The sequence below is a fragment of the [Scytonema hofmanni] UTEX 2349 genome (assembly GCF_000582685.1).
In the GTDB taxonomy this organism is placed as follows: Bacteria; Cyanobacteriota; Cyanobacteriia; order Cyanobacteriales; family Nostocaceae; genus Hassallia; species Hassallia hofmanni.
This window is the reverse complement of sequence record NZ_KK073769.1, coordinates 768,417-786,188: the sequence shown is the minus strand read 5'-3', so window position 1 is coordinate 786,188 and position 17,772 is coordinate 768,417. Positions and strand designations below refer to the sequence as shown.

Genomic DNA, 17,772 nt, shown 5'->3' with positions numbered 1-17,772 from the left:
CTTCCTGAGCTACCAGCCGTAGTGCATGGAGGAAAAAGGGAGGAAAGCTTATTTTACAAGCTTTTCAACTGGATAGTTATTTGTGCGATCGCTGCAAAGCGCGATTCTTATGCTTTCAAGCTTATTAATGGGTAATAGGTTTGACAGAATTATTTTGCCAAGAGCAGATAAAATTGCACAAAGTTTAATAATCGACTTATTAGACAAGAGTCAGAAAGCCCATCTGACCAGACTAAGTACCTTAGTACTCCCTCAGAGGCAAAAGTGACGAGTTTAGAGATTTAGGGATAAAAGGAAATGAGACTTTCTAGACGAGACTTGTGTGTGAATAATCGACTTATCCGTCTATCCCACATTTTTCTGAACCAGATATTACAAGTACAAATACTTCATAAATGATTTGATCGCCAAAATAATTACATTTTTTTAACTTATAGCTACGCATTATTCCTGAGGAATAGCTATTTTGTCTGTCAAGGGAAATATGGGTGTTAGTAAAATGAAATACGATGAGTCATATTGGTCTGCTGATGACTGGTGTCTTAACAACAGGACAACCGTCTTTGCCCAAGTTAACCGTACAGCCACCATTTCAGTCAGACAAGCCGGTGCAGCAGTCAACGGAGGAGCGCTCAAATGATGTCGTTGCCGCTACTGAAATCACGCCGCCTGAATTCATACAGCTATATGATAATCTGCAAGTCGCCCACTCACCGCTGAATAAACACCAGCAAAAGATACTAAGTAAGTCGGCGAGAAAAATTAAGTCCATACAATCTAAATTTTCCCATGTAGGAAAGGACACCACTGTAGAAGGCTGGACGCTGGGGGAAATTTCAGTTATGGCTGCTGTAAATTCTCTGATTCTAAAAGAAGATGAACAAAGTAGTGATGAGTTAGTTATTGCGCGATCGCGTTGGCAAAGCCTCTCGTACCACTTCGTGGAAGCAAGCTACGCGCAGCGTCTCCGACAGCAGAAGAGAAGTGTCTCCAAAAGAGAATCGCCAAAGCAAAAACTAAAATTTACTAACCAAAATCTGCCAACTTTGGGTTTTGGTAGCTCAGGTGTTTCTGTCAAAGTTTTGCAACGCGTGTTATTATCCAACGGCTATGCTGTTCGAGTTGATGGAGTTTTTGGTGCGCTGACAGAAAGTGCTGTCAAAGCTTTTCAAAATCGGCGGAATTTAGGTGTGGATGGAATTGTTGGTTCTATAACTTGGCGGGAGTTAAGTAAATAGTCACTCATTCCAGAGTCAAAAGTCAAAAAGTCAATAGTCAATAGTCAATAGTCACTCATTCCAGAGTTTAGACAGAAAAGATTAACTATATTAATGACCTTTGACCATTGACCCTAGTACAGACGTTCCGCCGGAACGTCTCTACCCAATACGGTTCGGTTAAGCTAAAAAAACAAAAATTTGTAGGTTGGGTTGAGGAACGAAACCCAACATTTCCAAGGCTTTGTTGGGTTTCACTTCGTTCAACCCAACCTACAATTTCCCTTAACCGAACCGTATTGCGTCTCTACCGATACTTATGCTGTTCTAAAATTTGTTGTGCTCTTGGCTTGTAAATCAAATAGAACAAAGTCTCAAGGTAGCGCAATAAATCCTCCCGATTTTCCTTAGAGTTAAAGTTCCAGAAGCCATAAATTCGTGCTAATGATAGCAGCTTGGTAGTGTGAATTTTCCAAGTGTAGGTGCTATAAACTCGGTTAATAGCTTGCAGAGAAATTTGCTGCCAATAGTCGGGATTTTGTTCGCACTTCAGCGCAAATTCAAGAATTTTATCGGCAGTCTCTTCTAAATTTGTGGGATTAATATAAAAGCCATTAACTTTATTTTGGATAATTTCCAAAGGACCACCAAACTGAGTTGCAAAAGTTGGCAATCCGGAAATCATCGCTTCCAAAATAGTCAAGCCGAAAGCTTCAAATAAAGCCGGCTGGACAAAAACACCTTGATGGTCAGCAATTACTCGGTAAACTTCACCAGATTGACCTTTAGACAAGCGCACACCTAACCAGCGAATCTTACCATGAAGATTGTATTGGTTGATGATGTTGTAGAGTTTGATAATTTCGTCGCGTTCTTCGTTGTCGCCTGATTCTTCAACTCGCAACTTACCGGCGATTAAAATTAAGTTGAAATGCTCTTGCAATTCTGGACTTTTACCAAAGCATTCGGCTAAACCTGTCATGTTCTTAATGCGGTCGAGACGAGCCATTGAAAACAGCGGACGCTTGTTAGGATCGTCGAGTGTGCCAAATATCTGTGAGGAGTCGTCTAAGGTAAAGAGCATTTCTTCAATTTTCAGGCGATCGCTCTCTACGCGGTCTTCATGACGCGTGTAGGGGAAATAGGCATTCTCATTTACTCCCGGTGGTACTACATTAAATTTGGGACTAAATAATTCAATTCCATTCACCACATGATATAAATCTGGCATGGTGAAGCATTTGTAAGATTCATATTGTCCGACACTATCGGGCGTACCGACAATTTCTTGATAGGTGCTACTAATAATAAAGTTAGCAGCATTCATTGCAATCAAATCAGCAGTAAACTGCAAGGAAAAATGATATTTCTCCTCTAAATCTTGCCAGTACAAGTTACTAAATAAATATTTGGATTTTTCTAAAGCGTGGGCAATGTTACACTGTGTGACTTTCAGACGCCGCGCTAAGAGAAACGCCACTAAATTTCCATCAGTATAGTTACCCACAATTAAGTCAGGTTTACCTTGAAATTCTGCCAGCAATTCTTTTTCCGAATCAATGGCGAAAGTTTCTAGATAGGGCCAAAACTCAAATCTAGAAATCCAGTTTTGCGTCATTTTGGGATTAAATTCCCGCAGAGGTACGCGTAAAATCCAGGCATTTTCTGTGCCATAAACTTTTTCTAAACGTTGGTTACAAAGAGTGCCATCACTGTTGGGTATTAAGCGGGTGAGGATAATTACTTTTGGCTCAACATTGAGTTTTTCTAATCCAGCTAAAATGGCATCTTCTTGTAACTGCTGTTCAAGATTTTTTGCTTGGTCGAGGACGTAAACTACCTGACCACCTGTATCGGGACGTCCTAAAACTCCTTCTTGTCCAAACCAACCGTGAGCGGACACCAAGACGATTTTAAAAATCATCGGGATGCGAGAGATAAAGGCTTCTAGGATTTGGGGGTCGGGAGAGTCGATTAATTCATCGAGAATTTCTAGAGTTTCGCGGACGCGAGAAGCGGTGTTACCCCAACCGGGTTCAAAGCCCATCATTTGCAATTGAAACCGGAATTCTTCGTAGGGTTCATCAGTTGGGCGATCGCTTACAAATCCGATGGCTTTCTTAACTTGTTCGGAAAGTTGCGGCTCTGTTTGAATGTTGTTATTGATCAGCAGTTGGATGCCGTTGTAATGGTGCAAACGCAAGAAATTAAACAAGCCTTCTAGCCATTCCTTCGAGTCTTGGAATAACTTGCTGGAGAGATAACGGTTGAGGTACTGTACTCCTTTGCCAATATTTTTCGGGTCGCGAATTGTCGGGGTATAGTCGTAAAACGGACCAAAATCCAATTCTAGTAGATCGCCTTCTTGGGGATGATATCGGTTTACTAGGCGATCGCGTAGATCCAAGAGTTCTTCCACCGATATCGATTCCACATTTAAGTCTTCCGTCAGCCGATAAACTTCTTGACTAGCTATTTTGGGGCGGAAAACGAAACAAAGATTTGTATTCTCTTGAATAATTTCTTGAGTATAGTAAATTAGTTTGCCTAAGAGCGAAAGATGCTGCTCTTTCTGGTGTTTAGAGCAAAATTCACTATACACATTCAGGATGTCGTTTCGCAGCAAGTACCCCTTTTCTTGACTGCGTAACTCGCTAATAAATGAACGTAGATCGCTTTTTTCTTCACTGTTCAAGACTGCATTAATCAATTCAGACATGAGAGCTCCACTTTTCGATTTTTGATTTTAGCTTTTGACGGGATAATACCTAAAAGGTTAAAGAAAGCAACATCAAGGCAAAAAAAACCAAAAATCTGCTTTTTACTTTGACTTTTTCTGTTTAACCATCAATTTCTCTCCTTTATACGCATATCTTATTGCTGAACCAATTTACCTCTAACTAAAGACGTACAATTTGAGATTTTTTCATTGATAGGAAAAATTTTATCAATGTCAACTAACCCAAGGGCTATTTTGGGAGATGCTTTTTATTATTATCTGTAAGAATTATCAAGTTAGATTTATAACGTGCTTGCCACAATGGGTGCAAGCTTATTTGTTATTGATTAACAAGCATTGTTAATTTTAGGCTCAACTAAATTTTAACAGTTGAATTTCTGAGTATTAATGCTTATATTCATATTTTGGTACAGAAAAGCTATTTTCAATCATCCACAAAATTTATGAGAAAATTATTAATTTTTATCAGGAAACAAAAATTAATTTTATTGCAAGTAGATATACCCAAAAGTTTAATTTAAATCAATTAAAATCAACTTTTGGATGTTAACTAGAAAAAGCCCGATTCAATGTGTTTATAATTTCAGCATTAACTCGTATAAATGAGGTTGATTCATATGGCTGTAAATATACAAAAAACAACATCTGAGCACAGCATAGGCAACATAGTTATTATCTCCTTGCTTGCCTTTTGTGGCTTGACTGTCATCTTTCTGCTTGGTCTTTTTTAACTAAAAATTAAAGTAGTCAACACCCTATAAGGGTGTCGCTATACAAACGAAGCCCGCCTACGCGGGCTATGAGATTCCAGCCCGCCTAATCGCGGGCTTTGTTCATGTAGCCCCAGACTGGAAGTCTGAGGGTGGTATATATTTACAACCAAAATTTCTACAAATAAAAAGCGATGTCGTCAAACATCGCTTTTAATATTGAACTAATTTTTTTGTAGGGTAGTAATTTTTAATTTGCCCCTAGAGAATTGACGTCAAAACTAACCCATGACATCTATAACTGGATGAAAGTAGAAAGCGAACCCCAACACTGTATAAGCGGCTAATAGCAATATGCCTTCTAGCCAATTGGATTTCCCATCAGAACTAATAGAATTTGCAATTAACACCGATACAGCCACAGCCACTAATTCAAAGGGATTAAAATTTAAATCCATTGGCTGACCGAATACTCGCCCTGCTATCACTAAAACAGGAGCGACAAATAAAGCAATCTGCATACTCGATCCGACAGCCACGGAAACGGAAAGATCCATCTTATCTTTCATGGCTACAGTAACTGCGGTAGCATGTTCAGCGGCGTTACCAACGATAGGAACCAAAATCACCCCTGTAAACAGTGCTGTCAAACCAAGCTGCGATGTGGCTACTTCTAAAGAATCTACCAGCATTTCTGACTCAAGCGCCACTAAAAGAGTACACGTTAACAGCACTCCAACCCACAACAAAATATTCGGCTTGGTATGAATTTCCTCTGACTCGACTAAACCCACTTCATAAAGATAAGCGTGGGTTTTCATTGAAAATAGCAGTGTTAAAGCGTAAACCACGATTAATACTATTGCCACCGCAAGCGAAAAATTTTCTACGGTTTGTTGACTAATCCCAACAGAAGTTACGTTCATGGCTGTTGGCAGCAACATCGCAATCACTGCCAAATTCATAGAAGCTGCATTTACCCGCGCTACAACTGGCTGAAATGTCTGTTCTTTGTAGCGAAGACCTCCCAAAAGCATAGAAAAACCCATCACAAGTAGTAAGTTACTCATAATCGAGCCGGTTATACTGGCTTTGACTACATCCAGCAGCCCAGCTTTCAGAGCAATTAGGGCAATGATCAATTCTGTAGCGTTACCGAAGGTGGCGTTTAATAATCCTCCTAAGCTAGGACCAACTACCACAGCAATTTCTTCTGTAGCCGTACCCATCCAAGCTGCTAAGGGCAAAATCGCTAGTGCAGCGGTGATAAAAACTATCAATTCTCCCCACTTCAGAAATTGGGCTGCTAAAGAAACAGGGATAAACAACAACAGAACGAGAAAGAGAATGTTTTTAACAGACATTTTTTACCTAAATTCAAGGGGATCAATCATAAAGGAGTGCTGGGTTATCCGGAAATCGAGGATAGGAATTGAAAGTTGTTAGTTGATGGTTGATGGTTGTCAAAATACCACTGACCACTATCCACTAACCACTAACTACTAACCACTATCCACTTTGACTCAGCACTTCCAAAGACTAGACTCTAGGATACTCTCTACGCTGCGGTAGAACGGCTCAGAGATTCTACTGTTTGCTTGCATTTTTTGGCTAAATATGTAAAATTAAATTGCGATTTGTGAAGCTTTCGCAATCTTTCGTTATAAATCTATAAATTTAAGCCAGAAGACTACACCACGAATGGGGTTTAATATATTAAAAGACAATTAAGTTTTTTCGGGCTGTAAACCAAATAACCCGTTAATTAAGGCTTTTGACAATGGATAATTCATTGATGCCTGGGGTTCGACTGAAATTTGAGAAAGCAGATGACCCGCAAGACTAAAGCAAAATGTAAAAAATTAGCAAGTTTTCTCATAATTGTTTATACCGTCCAAAGTGAAGATGGTGCGGTATTGATTTTTGCATAGATATTCGATCGCACAACTGTAATTTTTAGTGATTCAGGATTCCTATACATGACTTCAGCTGCTGAAATGCCAGCTAGTACTGGCTCATCATCGATGTCAAACCAAAGTACTGCATACACCCAGCAACCCGATCCATTGAGAACGGCTAGCGGTGTTTACGTAGCTGTACACGGTCATTTTTACCAACCACCACGGGAAAACCCTTATTTGGACGCGATTGAACGCCAACCTGGTGCGGCACCTTTCCATAATTGGAATGAACGGATTCACTGGGAATGTTACCGCCCAAATGCCTTTGCTAGGGTGTTAAACAACCGAGATGAGGTGGTGGGGATCGTAAATAATTACGAGTATTTCAGCTTTAATATTGGACCTACGTTGATGTCGTGGCTAGAACGCCATGATGTGGAGGTTTATCAACGGATTTTAGAAGCGGATCGTTTAAGTTGCGATCGCCTAAACGGTCATGGGAATGCGATCGCCCAAGTATACAATCACATCATCATGCCTCTGGCGAACGATCGCGACAAACAAACCCAAATCCACTGGGGTAAAGAAGACTTCCGATCCCGCTTTGGACGCGATCCCGAAGGTATGTGGCTGGCAGAAGCTGCCGTAGATTACGCAACTTTAGAAGCTTTGATTGCTGAAGGCATTCGCTTTATTGTCCTGGCACCTTCTCAAGCACAACGTTGTCGTCCCCTACCAAATAACGAAAATCCCCAACCAGAATGGTATGAAGTTGGCGGTGCTCAAATTGATTCTACCCGCCCATATCGTTGTTATTTGAAAGATAGCCAAGAGTCAACAGTCAATGGTCAACAGTCAACAGTCAATAGTCAACAGTCAAACGAAAAGCCATATATAGATATCTTTTTCTACGATGGTCCGATTTCGCGGGATATGGGTTTTAGTGATGTGGTTTATAATTCCAGTCGCTTTACAGGACGCATCGGTTCAGCGGTGCGCGGGGATCATCGTCCTGCACAGTTAATTTCTGTAGCGACGGATGGGGAAACTTTTGGACATCACAAGAAAGGAACTGAGAAAACTTTAGCTTACGCCTTTATCGAAGAATTTCCTCGCCAAGGTTGGACGGTAACGAACTTTGCCCACTACCTCAGTTTAGAAGCGCCGACTTGGGAAGTCGAATTAAAGCCAATCACAGCATGGAGTTGCGCCCACGGTGTCGATAGATGGCAAGATGATTGCGGTTGTGGTGGTGAAGGTGGAGTTTGGCATCAAAAATGGCGGCGTCCGTTGCGAGATGCTTTAAATTGGCTGCGGGATAATTTAGTTGAGGTGTATGAAGAATATGGTAGACAGCTTTTCGGCGATCCCTGGCAAGCGAGAAATGAATATATTGAGGTGATGCGCGATCGCTCTCCGGCAAATATTAACAGATTCCTCAGCCGCCATCAAACCCACAAACTAACAGCCGCCGAACAAGTAGAGGCATTAAGACTTTTAGAAATGCAGCGTCATGCAATGCTGATGTTTACTAGTTGCGGTTGGTTTTTTGAAGAAATTTCCCGCCCAGAAGGAACGCAGATTATGCGCTATGCGGCGCGGGCGATGGAATTGGCGGGAGATGTGGCAGGGGTGCAGTTAGAAAAAGATTTTGTCAAACGCCTTGGTTTAGCCCCCAGTAATGTTGAGACATTCAAACATGGTGGTGAAATTTATCGCCAATTGGTGCTAACGGCGCAAATCGGCTTTAAGCAAGTAGCGGCACATTACGCCATTACTTCATTATTTGGGAATAGCGATCGCAAACCGACAGAAACCCATAATTCTTCCTGCAATCTTCCCCATCCTCACCAAAAGCGGGTTTATTGCTACACGGCAAATGAGCTAGATTACCAAATGCAACGCCTGGGATCGCTAACTTTGGCGATGGGACAAATAAAGCTGGTGTCAGAAATTACTTGGGAAAGCGAACATTTAGTTTTTGCTGTGTTGCATTTGGGAGGCTGGGATTTTCATTGCTGCATTCAACCTTTTGAGGGCAGACTTAGTTACAGCCAGTTAAAAGAAAAGCTGTTTGGAGCGCTGGAAGAAGCGAGTGCGGCGCATATTATTTTGGCGATGATGCAGTTGTTTGGGGAGGAACCTTTCAGCTTGCAGAATTTATTCGCTGAGGAACGCCATCGAATTATGCGGTTGTTGAGTCAGGAAACACTGTCACGATTAAATGAACTTTATACTCAGACGTATCGGGATAATTACGGAGTGATGATGGCATTCCACCGGGATCAACTGGAAGTACCGCAAGAGTTGCAAGTGGCAGCAGAGATTGCGTTAAAGCATCGGTGTATGATGACATTGCGATCGCTTGAGCAAGACATCGCCGATCCGGAAGAAAGTGCGAATTATCTAGTAGAATTGGAGGCGATCGCCAAAGAAGCCAAACAACTCCATTGTCAGTTGAATATCCATGACGGCAAGCTGATGTTAGAGCAATTGATTTTGCGATCGCTTTGGCAATTACTGCACGATCCCAACGGCACATTCGATGCAGATATCCAACGCTTGGAAAGCTTGATAGATATCGGCTATTACATGAATATCGGTATTTGTCTAGAGCGATCCCAGGAATTATACTTTAGCTGTTTACACAGTCAAATATTACCCCATTGTGACGCTACGCTGGCTAGTGGGAAAGATACTCATCAATGTCGGCATTTGTTGAAGTTGGGACAAAAGCTAGCTGTTGATGTTAGTCCTTGGTTGAGTAAGTTCGGATAGGGAGACAGGGGTACAGGGGGACAAGGAGAATAATTCTTCCCCCTGTCCCCCCACTCCCCTACTTAAATGTGACGGTGAATACTTTTTGAAGAAGCTTTGCGATCGCAATGGTAAGGATAAAGCCACTCACATTTGAAGAGTCCGTGGCTGTATTTCTCAAAAATAGTACCGGCATGTATCCCTGGTGCTAAATCAATCCCGGCTTTTGTTTTGATTTCGTATAGCTTGGGAAAAGCTGCTATTAAAACAGCTATAACCGCAAAAAAGCAAAAGAAAAAAGTTGTAACTTTGGTAACTTTTTGGGAGTTACTGTTAAGGTTTTTAGACATATTGCCAAGAAACTAACAGTCAATATTACCTTATAAATCGAAATGCCGCCGAAAGCGATGATCAGTTTTATCTGTTTTTTGAACGTTGCAGGTAAAACAGAGGGTTTGTAAGTTACTCATGTCATTTTGACCACCATGAGCGAGGGGGATGATATGGTCAATTGTGAGATTAGTTTCGTTATTTGCTTTACCACAACTTTGACATTGATATTTGTCGCGTTGAAATACGTATTTTCTTACCTCAGGAGGGATGCGAATGCGGGGAGTTTTACTCATGTCGTGATTTCGTTTATCATACGACGGATGTCATCAAGGGGTGACTCAGGTTCAGTTATTTCGGGTTCATCTGGAGAGAATTCTATAGTAAAGTTAATTTTCGCTTTTTCAGTTGTATTAGTCGGAAAAAACTCTATAAAAGCTTGAGTTCTAACTTTTCCTTTTTCCCAGCTTTTAGAACCAAGTCTGAGAATTTCACACTCTTTGCCCTCTTTTGCTGAACTTAAGTTAATAGTTAAATCACATTCTCCCAAAGATAGACGTGTTAAATTCAAAACTTTTGGCGCATTCTCTTTATCATTCTTTTCAACTAAAAAATTTACTTTTTGTTGAAATTCTTCTTCTAAATTATCCTTGAATTTAGCAAATTTTAGTAATTTACCATTAAATGACACAACATCATCATCATTACATCCTATAAGTTTAAATTTATTGTTCATATTAATCTATGTGTTCTATTTACCTAAAAATATCCTTAAAAATTACCTTCGTTAGCCATGCGACGGATGTCATCAAGTGGTGATTCTGGTTCAGTGATTTCGGGTTCTTCTTCCTCTTCTACATAAAATTCGACGCTTATATTAATTTTCACCTTTCCTTTTTTCCAAGCTTTAGAACCAAGATTTAAAAATTCGCAATCTATCCCTTTAGTAAACCAAACTTCATGACCACAAGTCTGACCATTATGTTTTAATTTATTCATATCTAAACGGACATTTTGATTGTTTAATCGTTGAATAAATGTTTGACCTACTGATGTATCAAATGATGCATATACTCCTTTATTAAATCTGTTAACTTTGAATGTCTCATTTCCTAAAGCCAAAACATCATTCTCATTACACTCTAAGCGCTTAAATCCATCTTCCATATCAATTTCCATCCTTTTAATTTTCTGACAACTATACTCAACAATTATATTCGCATCGAATATAAATCGTCACTACATCGGCGAAACGCCCTCAGAATAGAATTATGGGGCTACACAAACAAAGTCCGCGATTAGGCGGACTAAAAACTTAAAACGACTCTTATCTTTGCGTGATAAGAAAAGATATTTAACCGCAGATGAACGCAGATAAACGCAGATAATTACCTGTGTTTATCTAAGCGCATAATTGCACAAAATCTTAACGAATTAATTTCAAAAAACCTCTGCGTTACTTTGCGCTTACTTTGTGTTCCTCTGCGTTTAAAAACGCTACAAATTCAGGCTTAAATTCTAACCCTCCTCTACAACATCCGATACCAGAAAACCATTACTAGAAACACTCCTTTTATTCGCATCCGAAACCTCATAAATTTTCAGCGAATCATCAAATATAGGTAACAAACAGTCATATAACTGCATCGCTTGCAAACAACTATTAATTGCCGAAACCGCTGAATTATACCCCTCAATCTTTTCTTCAACAGCAAGTAATAAACGCCGATTATTTAGTATTTTATTTTCAGCTTCTTGTGCAAGGGTTTCTTCCAAATAAGCACGCGCATGAGAGTATTGTTGCAAAATATCATCGGCTTGTTTATCCGCCATTGGTAAGAACTGACTTTTGATAGTTTGGTTAATAATCTGGCGGAAGTTTCTACGGATAGTTTCCGAGACTTTCGGCTCAAAATCTAACTTTAATAATTGCCTAATTGCGGGTTCAGCTTCTATTATGCTTTCGCAGTCATAACCTTGAGAAGTTTGCAGCAATGTTTGCCGAAATTGATATATTGAAAAAGTGCCTTCGTCGTAAAATCTAGGACTTTCTCTGACAAAGCGATCGCATTCAACCCGCGCTGCATTTACTATAGCTTCAGAGACGGCTTTTTCTAACGCTTTTAACTCAACTTCAATTCCGCCATCACTACCTAATAAGCGATACAATTGACGGTAATATTCTGATTTCCGAATTCTTTCCATCAACCCTTGGAAAAGATTAGCAATTACTTCTTGAGAAGACTCTACTAAAATATCTTCCAACTGATTCGCCAAATAATAAAAAGCCTCTACTAAAATAGCTATTAACGGTGCAGTCGCGTTGCGAGGATGAGTCAAAGTTGCGCGTCGATAAGCATTACTCACAGAAAAGGTATGTAACAACTCATCTAAACGGTGAGTCATACGTAACTGCAAGTGACGAAAATCATTTTCAAAAGCATCGCAAGCGTTATTAACTACGTTGTTTACTTCTTCTGTAATATGCTGCCTAAAATCATTGCCAACTTGCTGTAATTGCTGATTGAGACGTTGTAATTCCTGGGTTTTCATCGCCTCAATTTCTCGCGGTTGACTATGTAAATCTCGCTGTATAGATTGATAATGTTTTTTGAGTTTGATACAAACATCTTCCAAATCATCAGCTAGATTTTTGAATAGCAACGGACGCTTTTCTTCAGTCAGATAGCGCGTAATAGCGGTTCTAAAATCTTCAATCCCGCTATCTTGAATTAGCTGATTAATTAACGGCTTTCCTTGTTCGTTCAAAATCCGCACATAATTCTCATTCGGAGTTTCAAAGCTGTTAACAGAAATCCGAAATTGATTAGGTGATAATTTCCCCGCGTTTGCACAATAGCGATTAAACTCATTAACAAATTGGGGCGTTTCTTCGCTATCATTCTGTGAGGGTGAGGTTTCCCCATTCTTCCTAGCGAAAATCGAATCTAAACCAAATCTATCTTGTAGGCTTGTCTGTTTAATTTGACTGCCGTAAAATCCTAATAAAGCACTAGTTTTATAAACTCTAGTTGTATCTCGAAACTGCCCATTAATCAAATTATCCAATCTTTGCCTTAACTGGTTATTATACCAAGTTTCATCAATGCGGTTGAAAATATAAAATACGCGATCGCGAATTCCCCCATTCCCCCGCATCGTTTCCAAAAGTTCCGTTTCTTCTTTCGTCATATCACCTGCTGAAGCAGGTTTCAGCACACACACCACCGCAGAAGTATCAGAATGTTGAATTTTCGCGTAAGTTAACTGTGCATCCTTTTCAACTGGTGCATCAATTCCTGGAGTGTCGATAATCACATTTCCATCCTGCAACAAAGGATGATGACAGTAATATTCAATGCGTTTTAAAACAGCACTGTTGCTACCACGACGCGCATATCCAGCAGCTTCTTTCAAATTAGAAAAGTTGAATTGCTCCATCGAATATGTGGCATTATTAACTGTATGAATGCGTTCTCGATTTGCCACATATCCATCAAGCAACAAAATTAACGCCTTTGCTTGTTTCGCACGTTCCGATTTATTCTCACCACCCTCTTGCTGAATAATTGTTTCACATCCTTGATGTAATAAATCAATTACTTCAACTTGATTGATATTGACTCCTTCCTTAAATCCCAATATTTGACATAAAGAAGTTGCTTGTTCTCGAATTTCAATTTCACTTAAAAACGTTAAAACAACTCGTTCTTTATTAACTTCAGCATATTCAATTTTGCATTCCGTGCCGGTAGCGTGTCCCTCTGCACTATATAATAATTCACGCTCCAACAGCGCATTAATTAACATTGACTTACCCGCACTAAACGCACCTGCAAAGACAATTTCAAACTTCGGAGAAATCGCTTTAGCCAAAGAAGTTTGCAGTGATGTAATATCATGCGATCGCAAACTTGGTTCTTGCTGTAAAAGTTGTAATATCAACTCAACTTGTTCTTTCAGATTTTTACACTGAAGCGGTAAATATGACATCTTCGACACCTAAAAATATATTAATATAGTTTAAGAATATTTATCTACTTAATGGTTCAGTTATATTACGTAGGTAGCTTGATATTTAATGCATTAGTTACACAACTGCCGAAATAATAATTCGTATAACAGAAGAATTCATCTTCAATAGAACTATCGATAAAAAAACAGGCTATAAAGAATTAGAAATTATTCCCACCAGAGCGTTTTAGTTGCTTCCGGCAACATTGCCCTAAATACCCACACGCGCCGACTGAGTACCAAGTCTCCACTCATTGGGGCGAAAATTATGGTCTGCGATCGCGATCGCACCAAGTGTAAATACCAGAAACTCAGTAACCGTAACGGAAATCCTAATGCCCAGTAGAAACACTCTTTAAATTCATTGGGCAGTAAAGTACTAGAGTGAAAATTTCGTAAATCTTCAGGAAATCACTCAGATACCTATGTAGATAGGACTATGCGTATGATAAACGTAATTTTCACCTATCTATGTTTATACCACGTTACAAAAGTTACAGTCAAGATAAGTTAAGGTAGAAATCTTAACCAAGTAATTTCTAGTTTAACAACCAGCTGACGATTTGAATAGCTATTGGTTCAATCAGATTTCAGCTGCCGAAAAAGTTACAATATAAGGTATAAACTAAAATCAGTACAGTTTTTTCCAAAAAAATTGCTAACTGAACCCTTAACCGTGTTAGTTCATCTAAAATCACGGGAACAATAGCAACAGTTGATTAGCTGACCGAAATCTATTGTTACCTGGAGCCATTGAGACGATCCTTATGCCAGCAACATCTTTTTACGCAGATGCAGCCTACGAAACCCAACAGTCCTCTCAGGTTTTTGACCCAGAACTCGCAATTGATGAGACTGAGTTGCCAATAGAAGAACTGGAAGAACTGGAAGAACTGGAAGAACTGGAAACAGTGGCAGCTGTTGAGCCTGCTAGCTTTTCTAGCACAAACCGTCGCAGCACAGACTTAGTACGTCTGTATCTTCAGGAAATTGGTCGGGTTCGGTTGTTAGGTCGGGATGAAGAGGTTTCAGAAGCTCAAAAAGTTCAACGTTACTTGCGGATGCGGACACAACTTGCTAGTGCTGCCAAGCAAGGAGATGCAACAATTTCACCCTATCTCCGTTTAGTCGAAGTTCAAGAACGTTTGACAGCTGAACTAGGACATCGCCCGTCTTTAGAAAGATGGGCAGCCACTGCTGGTATACTCTTGTCGGATCTTAAGCCGACTTTAGCAGATGGCAAACGGCGGTGGGCAGAAATTGCCAAGATTACAGTCGAAGAACTGGAGCAAGTTAAGATCCAAGGACTCCAAGCAAAAGAACACATGATCAAGGCTAACCTCCGCCTTGTGGTGTCTGTAGCGAAGAAATATCAAAATCGCGGCTTGGAATTGTTGGATTTAGTTCAAGAAGGCACACTAGGCTTAGAGCGAGCAGTTGAGAAGTTTGATCCCACCAAAGGTTATCGTTTTAGCACCTACGCTTACTGGTGGATTCGTCAAGGAATTACACGAGCGATCGCTACTTCTAGCCGCACAATCCGTCTACCTGTCCACATCACCGAAAAGCTCAACAAAATCAAGAAAGCTCAACGCAAAATTGCCCAAGAAAAAGGTCGCACTCCGACTTTGGAAGATTTAGCTGTAGAGTTAGAAATGACTCCCGCTCAAGTACGGGAAGTTTTGTTACGCGTTCCTCGCTCCGTTTCTCTAGAAACTAAAGTTGGTAAAGATAAAGACACCGAATTAGGTGAATTGCTCGAAACCGACGGTGTTACCCCAGAACAAATGTTAATGCGAGAATCTTTACAAAGAGACTTGCAGCATCTTTTGTCAGATTTAACCCAACGCGAGCGCGATGTCATTCTCATGCGCTTTGGTTTAGCTGATGGTCATCCTTACTCATTAGCAGAAATTGGACGCGCTCTCGACTTATCCCGCGAACGAGTACGGCAAATTGAATCCAAAGCTTTGCAAAAGCTGCGCCAACCCAAGCGCCGCAATTTGATCCGCGACTATATGGAGTCTCTAAGCTAGTCAATGGTCATCAATAGTCAATAGTCAATAGTTACTCAATCCCAAACTATTGACTCTGGACTAATGACTTACAGCCTCTTCTTGACTTATAGGAAATTATTTGCATTTGAGTTAATCTAAGTCACCTCAGTACTTTTGTTACAAGTCTTTGGGGGCGGGGATCGCTGATTATTTTGAGAAGAATCAAGATCCCATGACTTGTATTTCAGCATTTAGTAAATATTCGCAATAAGCTATGATTGTTGCAAATAGCTCCAAATTTTTGTTATATTCTCAACTAACAGGCTTTGTTGAGAAAAATTAGTATGACTATCTACTCAGCTACTTCACTCAGGGCAGAACTAAACGAACGCGGGTGGCGTCTAACTCCGCAACGCGAAACAGTTCTACACATTTTTCAAGAACTTCCCCAAGGGGAACATCTCAGTGCGGAGGATCTTTACCATAGATTAGAAGTCGATGGCGAAGGAATCAGCTTATCAACTATTTATCGCACCTTGAAGCTGATGGCACGTATGGGAATTTTACGGGAATTAGAATTGGGAGAGGGACATAAACATTACGAACTCAACCAGCCTTACCCCCATCATCACCATCACCTGATTTGTGTAAGATGCAACGCGACTATTGAGTTCAAAAACGACTCTATTTTAAAAATTGGTGCAAAAACTGCTCAAAAAGAAGGCTATCAGTTGCTTGACTGTCAACTAGCAATCCATGCCGTTTGTCCCAAGTGCCAACGGGCACTCATGCCACTTTAGCACTTGGGGGTTATTAGGGATCGCACTACACAACAATCATGAAATTTTTAGGTAATTTTCAATTGCTGTGATGGAGGGTAAGCAACCGATTGGGGACTTATATTGACAACACCGAAGCGGATGCTAGTAGCGTCCGCTTTTAACGTCATTGAGACTGATGCCGTAAAACAATTGTGCCTGTCTAATCGCTTTTTTGGTGTCATTCCCCATCACACCGTTGAGAGTACCTTTATAAAAACCTCTTTCATGTAGTCGTCGTTGAATTTCCAAGACATTAAACTCATTCTTGGTACCAGAGGTAACTAAACTATATAATTTGGCTCTGGTAGTGGGACCGGCTACACCACTTGATGCCAAATAATTAGCGGTTTGAAACCTGCGAACAGCATCTGTTGTATTGGGACCGTAGTAGCCATTTGGCTTTCCCTCTAAATATCCGGCTTTAATTAACTGTTCTTGAACAACTCTAACTGCCTCACCGCGATCGCCGATTTTCAGTTGACCATCATTCCTGCCTTTGGCAGTATCTTCTCCATTCCCAATGCCACTTACTGGCAATTTACGTTCTGTTTCCGGTCCAACAATACCATCAGCATCTAATTTATAAGCTTGTTGGAAGCGCTTAACACCTTCTTCAGTAATCGAACCAAATACGCCGGTTGAGTTACCCTTATAATAGCCTGCTACTCGTAGCCGTTCTTGCAAAACTCTCACCTCTTCACCTTCGTCACCTCTAGCAAGTAAGTTGGGATTACTACGTTTGGTGGCAACTGTAGTTTGAGTAGGTTTTTTCGCTTCTGTTGTTTGTGGTTTTTTGACTTCTGTATTTTGAGTGGGTTTTTTTGCTTCTGTTTGTGTGTTAACAACAACAGGTTTGTTAGCTTGTCTACCCACAGATGGAGCACGCCAACTGTCTAATTTTTGTAAAGTAGTTGCATTGGCAACGCCATCAATTGGTAAACCAGCAGATTTTTGAAAGCGTCTTACAGCATCTTCTGTGGGAAAGTCAAATACTTGACTTACGGGAGCTTGATAAAATCCTGTTTTTTGTAATTTTTGTTGCAGGTTCCTCACAGAAGGTCCTTGATCGCCTCTTTCTAGCGCCAGAGCGCTGCTAACAACAGAAAGAACAGATAAGGTAACAGCAAGGGGTAGCATATATCCCCAAGCCTTACTAGAAAGCCGTTTCCAGTCGGGTGCTGCCGCTTTGTTTAATAAACTGCTAAGGGAAACTAATTCGCTGGATGGGCTTTCTTCGTAGACAAAAGCTAAATGTAAATACGCTAGATTCTCCATAGTTGTTTCC

The 17,772-nt window shown here is 40.4% G+C and carries 13 protein-coding genes; 4 read left to right on the top strand and 9 right to left on the bottom strand.

Annotated features, from left to right (window positions below; translation table 11 throughout):
• Window positions 1-509 precede the first annotated feature (509 nt).
• Window positions 510-1,238, top strand: coding sequence for a peptidoglycan-binding domain-containing protein (locus tag TOL9009_RS49870; protein ID WP_029637752.1), 729 nt, complete (start codon window positions 510-512; stop codon window positions 1,236-1,238).
• Between the two features lie 286 nt (window positions 1,239-1,524).
• On the opposite strand, the gene TOL9009_RS0133655 is transcribed toward TOL9009_RS49870, so the two are convergent.
• Complete coding sequence (locus TOL9009_RS0133655) at window positions 1,525-3,936, bottom strand: sucrose synthase (RefSeq protein ID WP_029637751.1); 2,412 nt, start codon at window positions 3,934-3,936, stop codon at window positions 1,525-1,527.
• 1,012 nt (window positions 3,937-4,948) lie between these two features.
• Window positions 4,949-6,031 carry a calcium/proton exchanger gene (cax, locus tag TOL9009_RS0133650; protein WP_029637750.1) on the bottom strand — a complete coding sequence of 361 codons (1,083 nt, stop codon included), beginning with the start codon at window positions 6,029-6,031 and terminating at the stop codon, window positions 4,949-4,951.
• A gap of 615 nt (window positions 6,032-6,646) precedes the next feature.
• On the opposite strand from cax, the gene TOL9009_RS0133640 reads away from it, so the two are divergent.
• Window positions 6,647-9,346, top strand: a complete 2,700-nt coding sequence (locus TOL9009_RS0133640; protein WP_029637749.1) for a DUF3536 domain-containing protein — start codon at window positions 6,647-6,649, stop codon at window positions 9,344-9,346.
• A 62-nt stretch (window positions 9,347-9,408) separates the two neighbouring features.
• On the opposite strand, the gene TOL9009_RS0133635 is transcribed toward TOL9009_RS0133640, so the two are convergent.
• From TOL9009_RS0133635 to TOL9009_RS48105, 6 genes are all read right to left on the bottom strand, one after another.
• Window positions 9,409-9,675, bottom strand: coding sequence for a hypothetical protein (locus tag TOL9009_RS0133635; protein WP_029637748.1), 267 nt, complete (start codon window positions 9,673-9,675; stop codon window positions 9,409-9,411).
• A 30-nt stretch (window positions 9,676-9,705) separates the two neighbouring features.
• Window positions 9,706-9,951, bottom strand: coding sequence for an HNH endonuclease (locus tag TOL9009_RS0133630; protein WP_029637747.1), 246 nt, complete (start codon window positions 9,949-9,951; stop codon window positions 9,706-9,708).
• Window positions 9,948-10,391 carry a KGK domain-containing protein gene (locus TOL9009_RS0133625; protein WP_029637746.1) on the bottom strand — a complete coding sequence of 148 codons (444 nt, stop codon included), beginning with the start codon at window positions 10,389-10,391 and terminating at the stop codon, window positions 9,948-9,950. Before TOL9009_RS0133625 ends, TOL9009_RS0133630 begins: the two co-directional genes overlap by 4 nt.
• A 35-nt stretch (window positions 10,392-10,426) precedes the next feature.
• Complete coding sequence (locus tag TOL9009_RS0133620) at window positions 10,427-10,822, bottom strand: KGK domain-containing protein (RefSeq protein ID WP_029637745.1); 396 nt, start codon at window positions 10,820-10,822, stop codon at window positions 10,427-10,429.
• Between the two features lie 351 nt (window positions 10,823-11,173).
• The gene (locus TOL9009_RS0133615; RefSeq protein ID WP_029637744.1) at window positions 11,174-13,648 is read right to left on the bottom strand and encodes a dynamin-like GTPase family protein; all 2,475 of its coding nucleotides are present in this window, start codon (window positions 13,646-13,648) and stop codon (window positions 11,174-11,176) included.
• 232 nt (window positions 13,649-13,880) lie between these two features.
• Window positions 13,881-14,021 carry a hypothetical protein gene (locus TOL9009_RS48105; RefSeq protein WP_186227749.1) on the bottom strand — a complete coding sequence of 47 codons (141 nt, stop codon included), beginning with the start codon at window positions 14,019-14,021 and terminating at the stop codon, window positions 13,881-13,883.
• Window positions 14,022-14,436: 415 nt separating this feature from the next.
• Between TOL9009_RS48105 and sigC the strand changes: the two genes are divergently transcribed.
• Both sigC and TOL9009_RS0133605 read left to right on the top strand, forming a co-directional pair.
• Window positions 14,437-15,705 carry an RNA polymerase sigma factor SigC gene (gene sigC, locus TOL9009_RS0133610; protein WP_029637743.1) on the top strand — a complete coding sequence of 423 codons (1,269 nt, stop codon included), beginning with the start codon at window positions 14,437-14,439 and terminating at the stop codon, window positions 15,703-15,705.
• Between the two features lie 305 nt (window positions 15,706-16,010).
• Window positions 16,011-16,466, top strand: a complete 456-nt coding sequence (locus TOL9009_RS0133605; protein WP_029637742.1) for a Fur family transcriptional regulator — start codon at window positions 16,011-16,013, stop codon at window positions 16,464-16,466.
• Window positions 16,467-16,589: 123 nt separating this feature from the next.
• Here TOL9009_RS0133605 and TOL9009_RS0133600 read toward each other — a convergent pair whose 3' ends face one another.
• Window positions 16,590-17,762 carry a peptidoglycan-binding domain-containing protein gene (locus tag TOL9009_RS0133600; RefSeq protein WP_029637741.1) on the bottom strand — a complete coding sequence of 391 codons (1,173 nt, stop codon included), beginning with the start codon at window positions 17,760-17,762 and terminating at the stop codon, window positions 16,590-16,592.
• Window positions 17,763-17,772 lie beyond the last annotated feature (10 nt).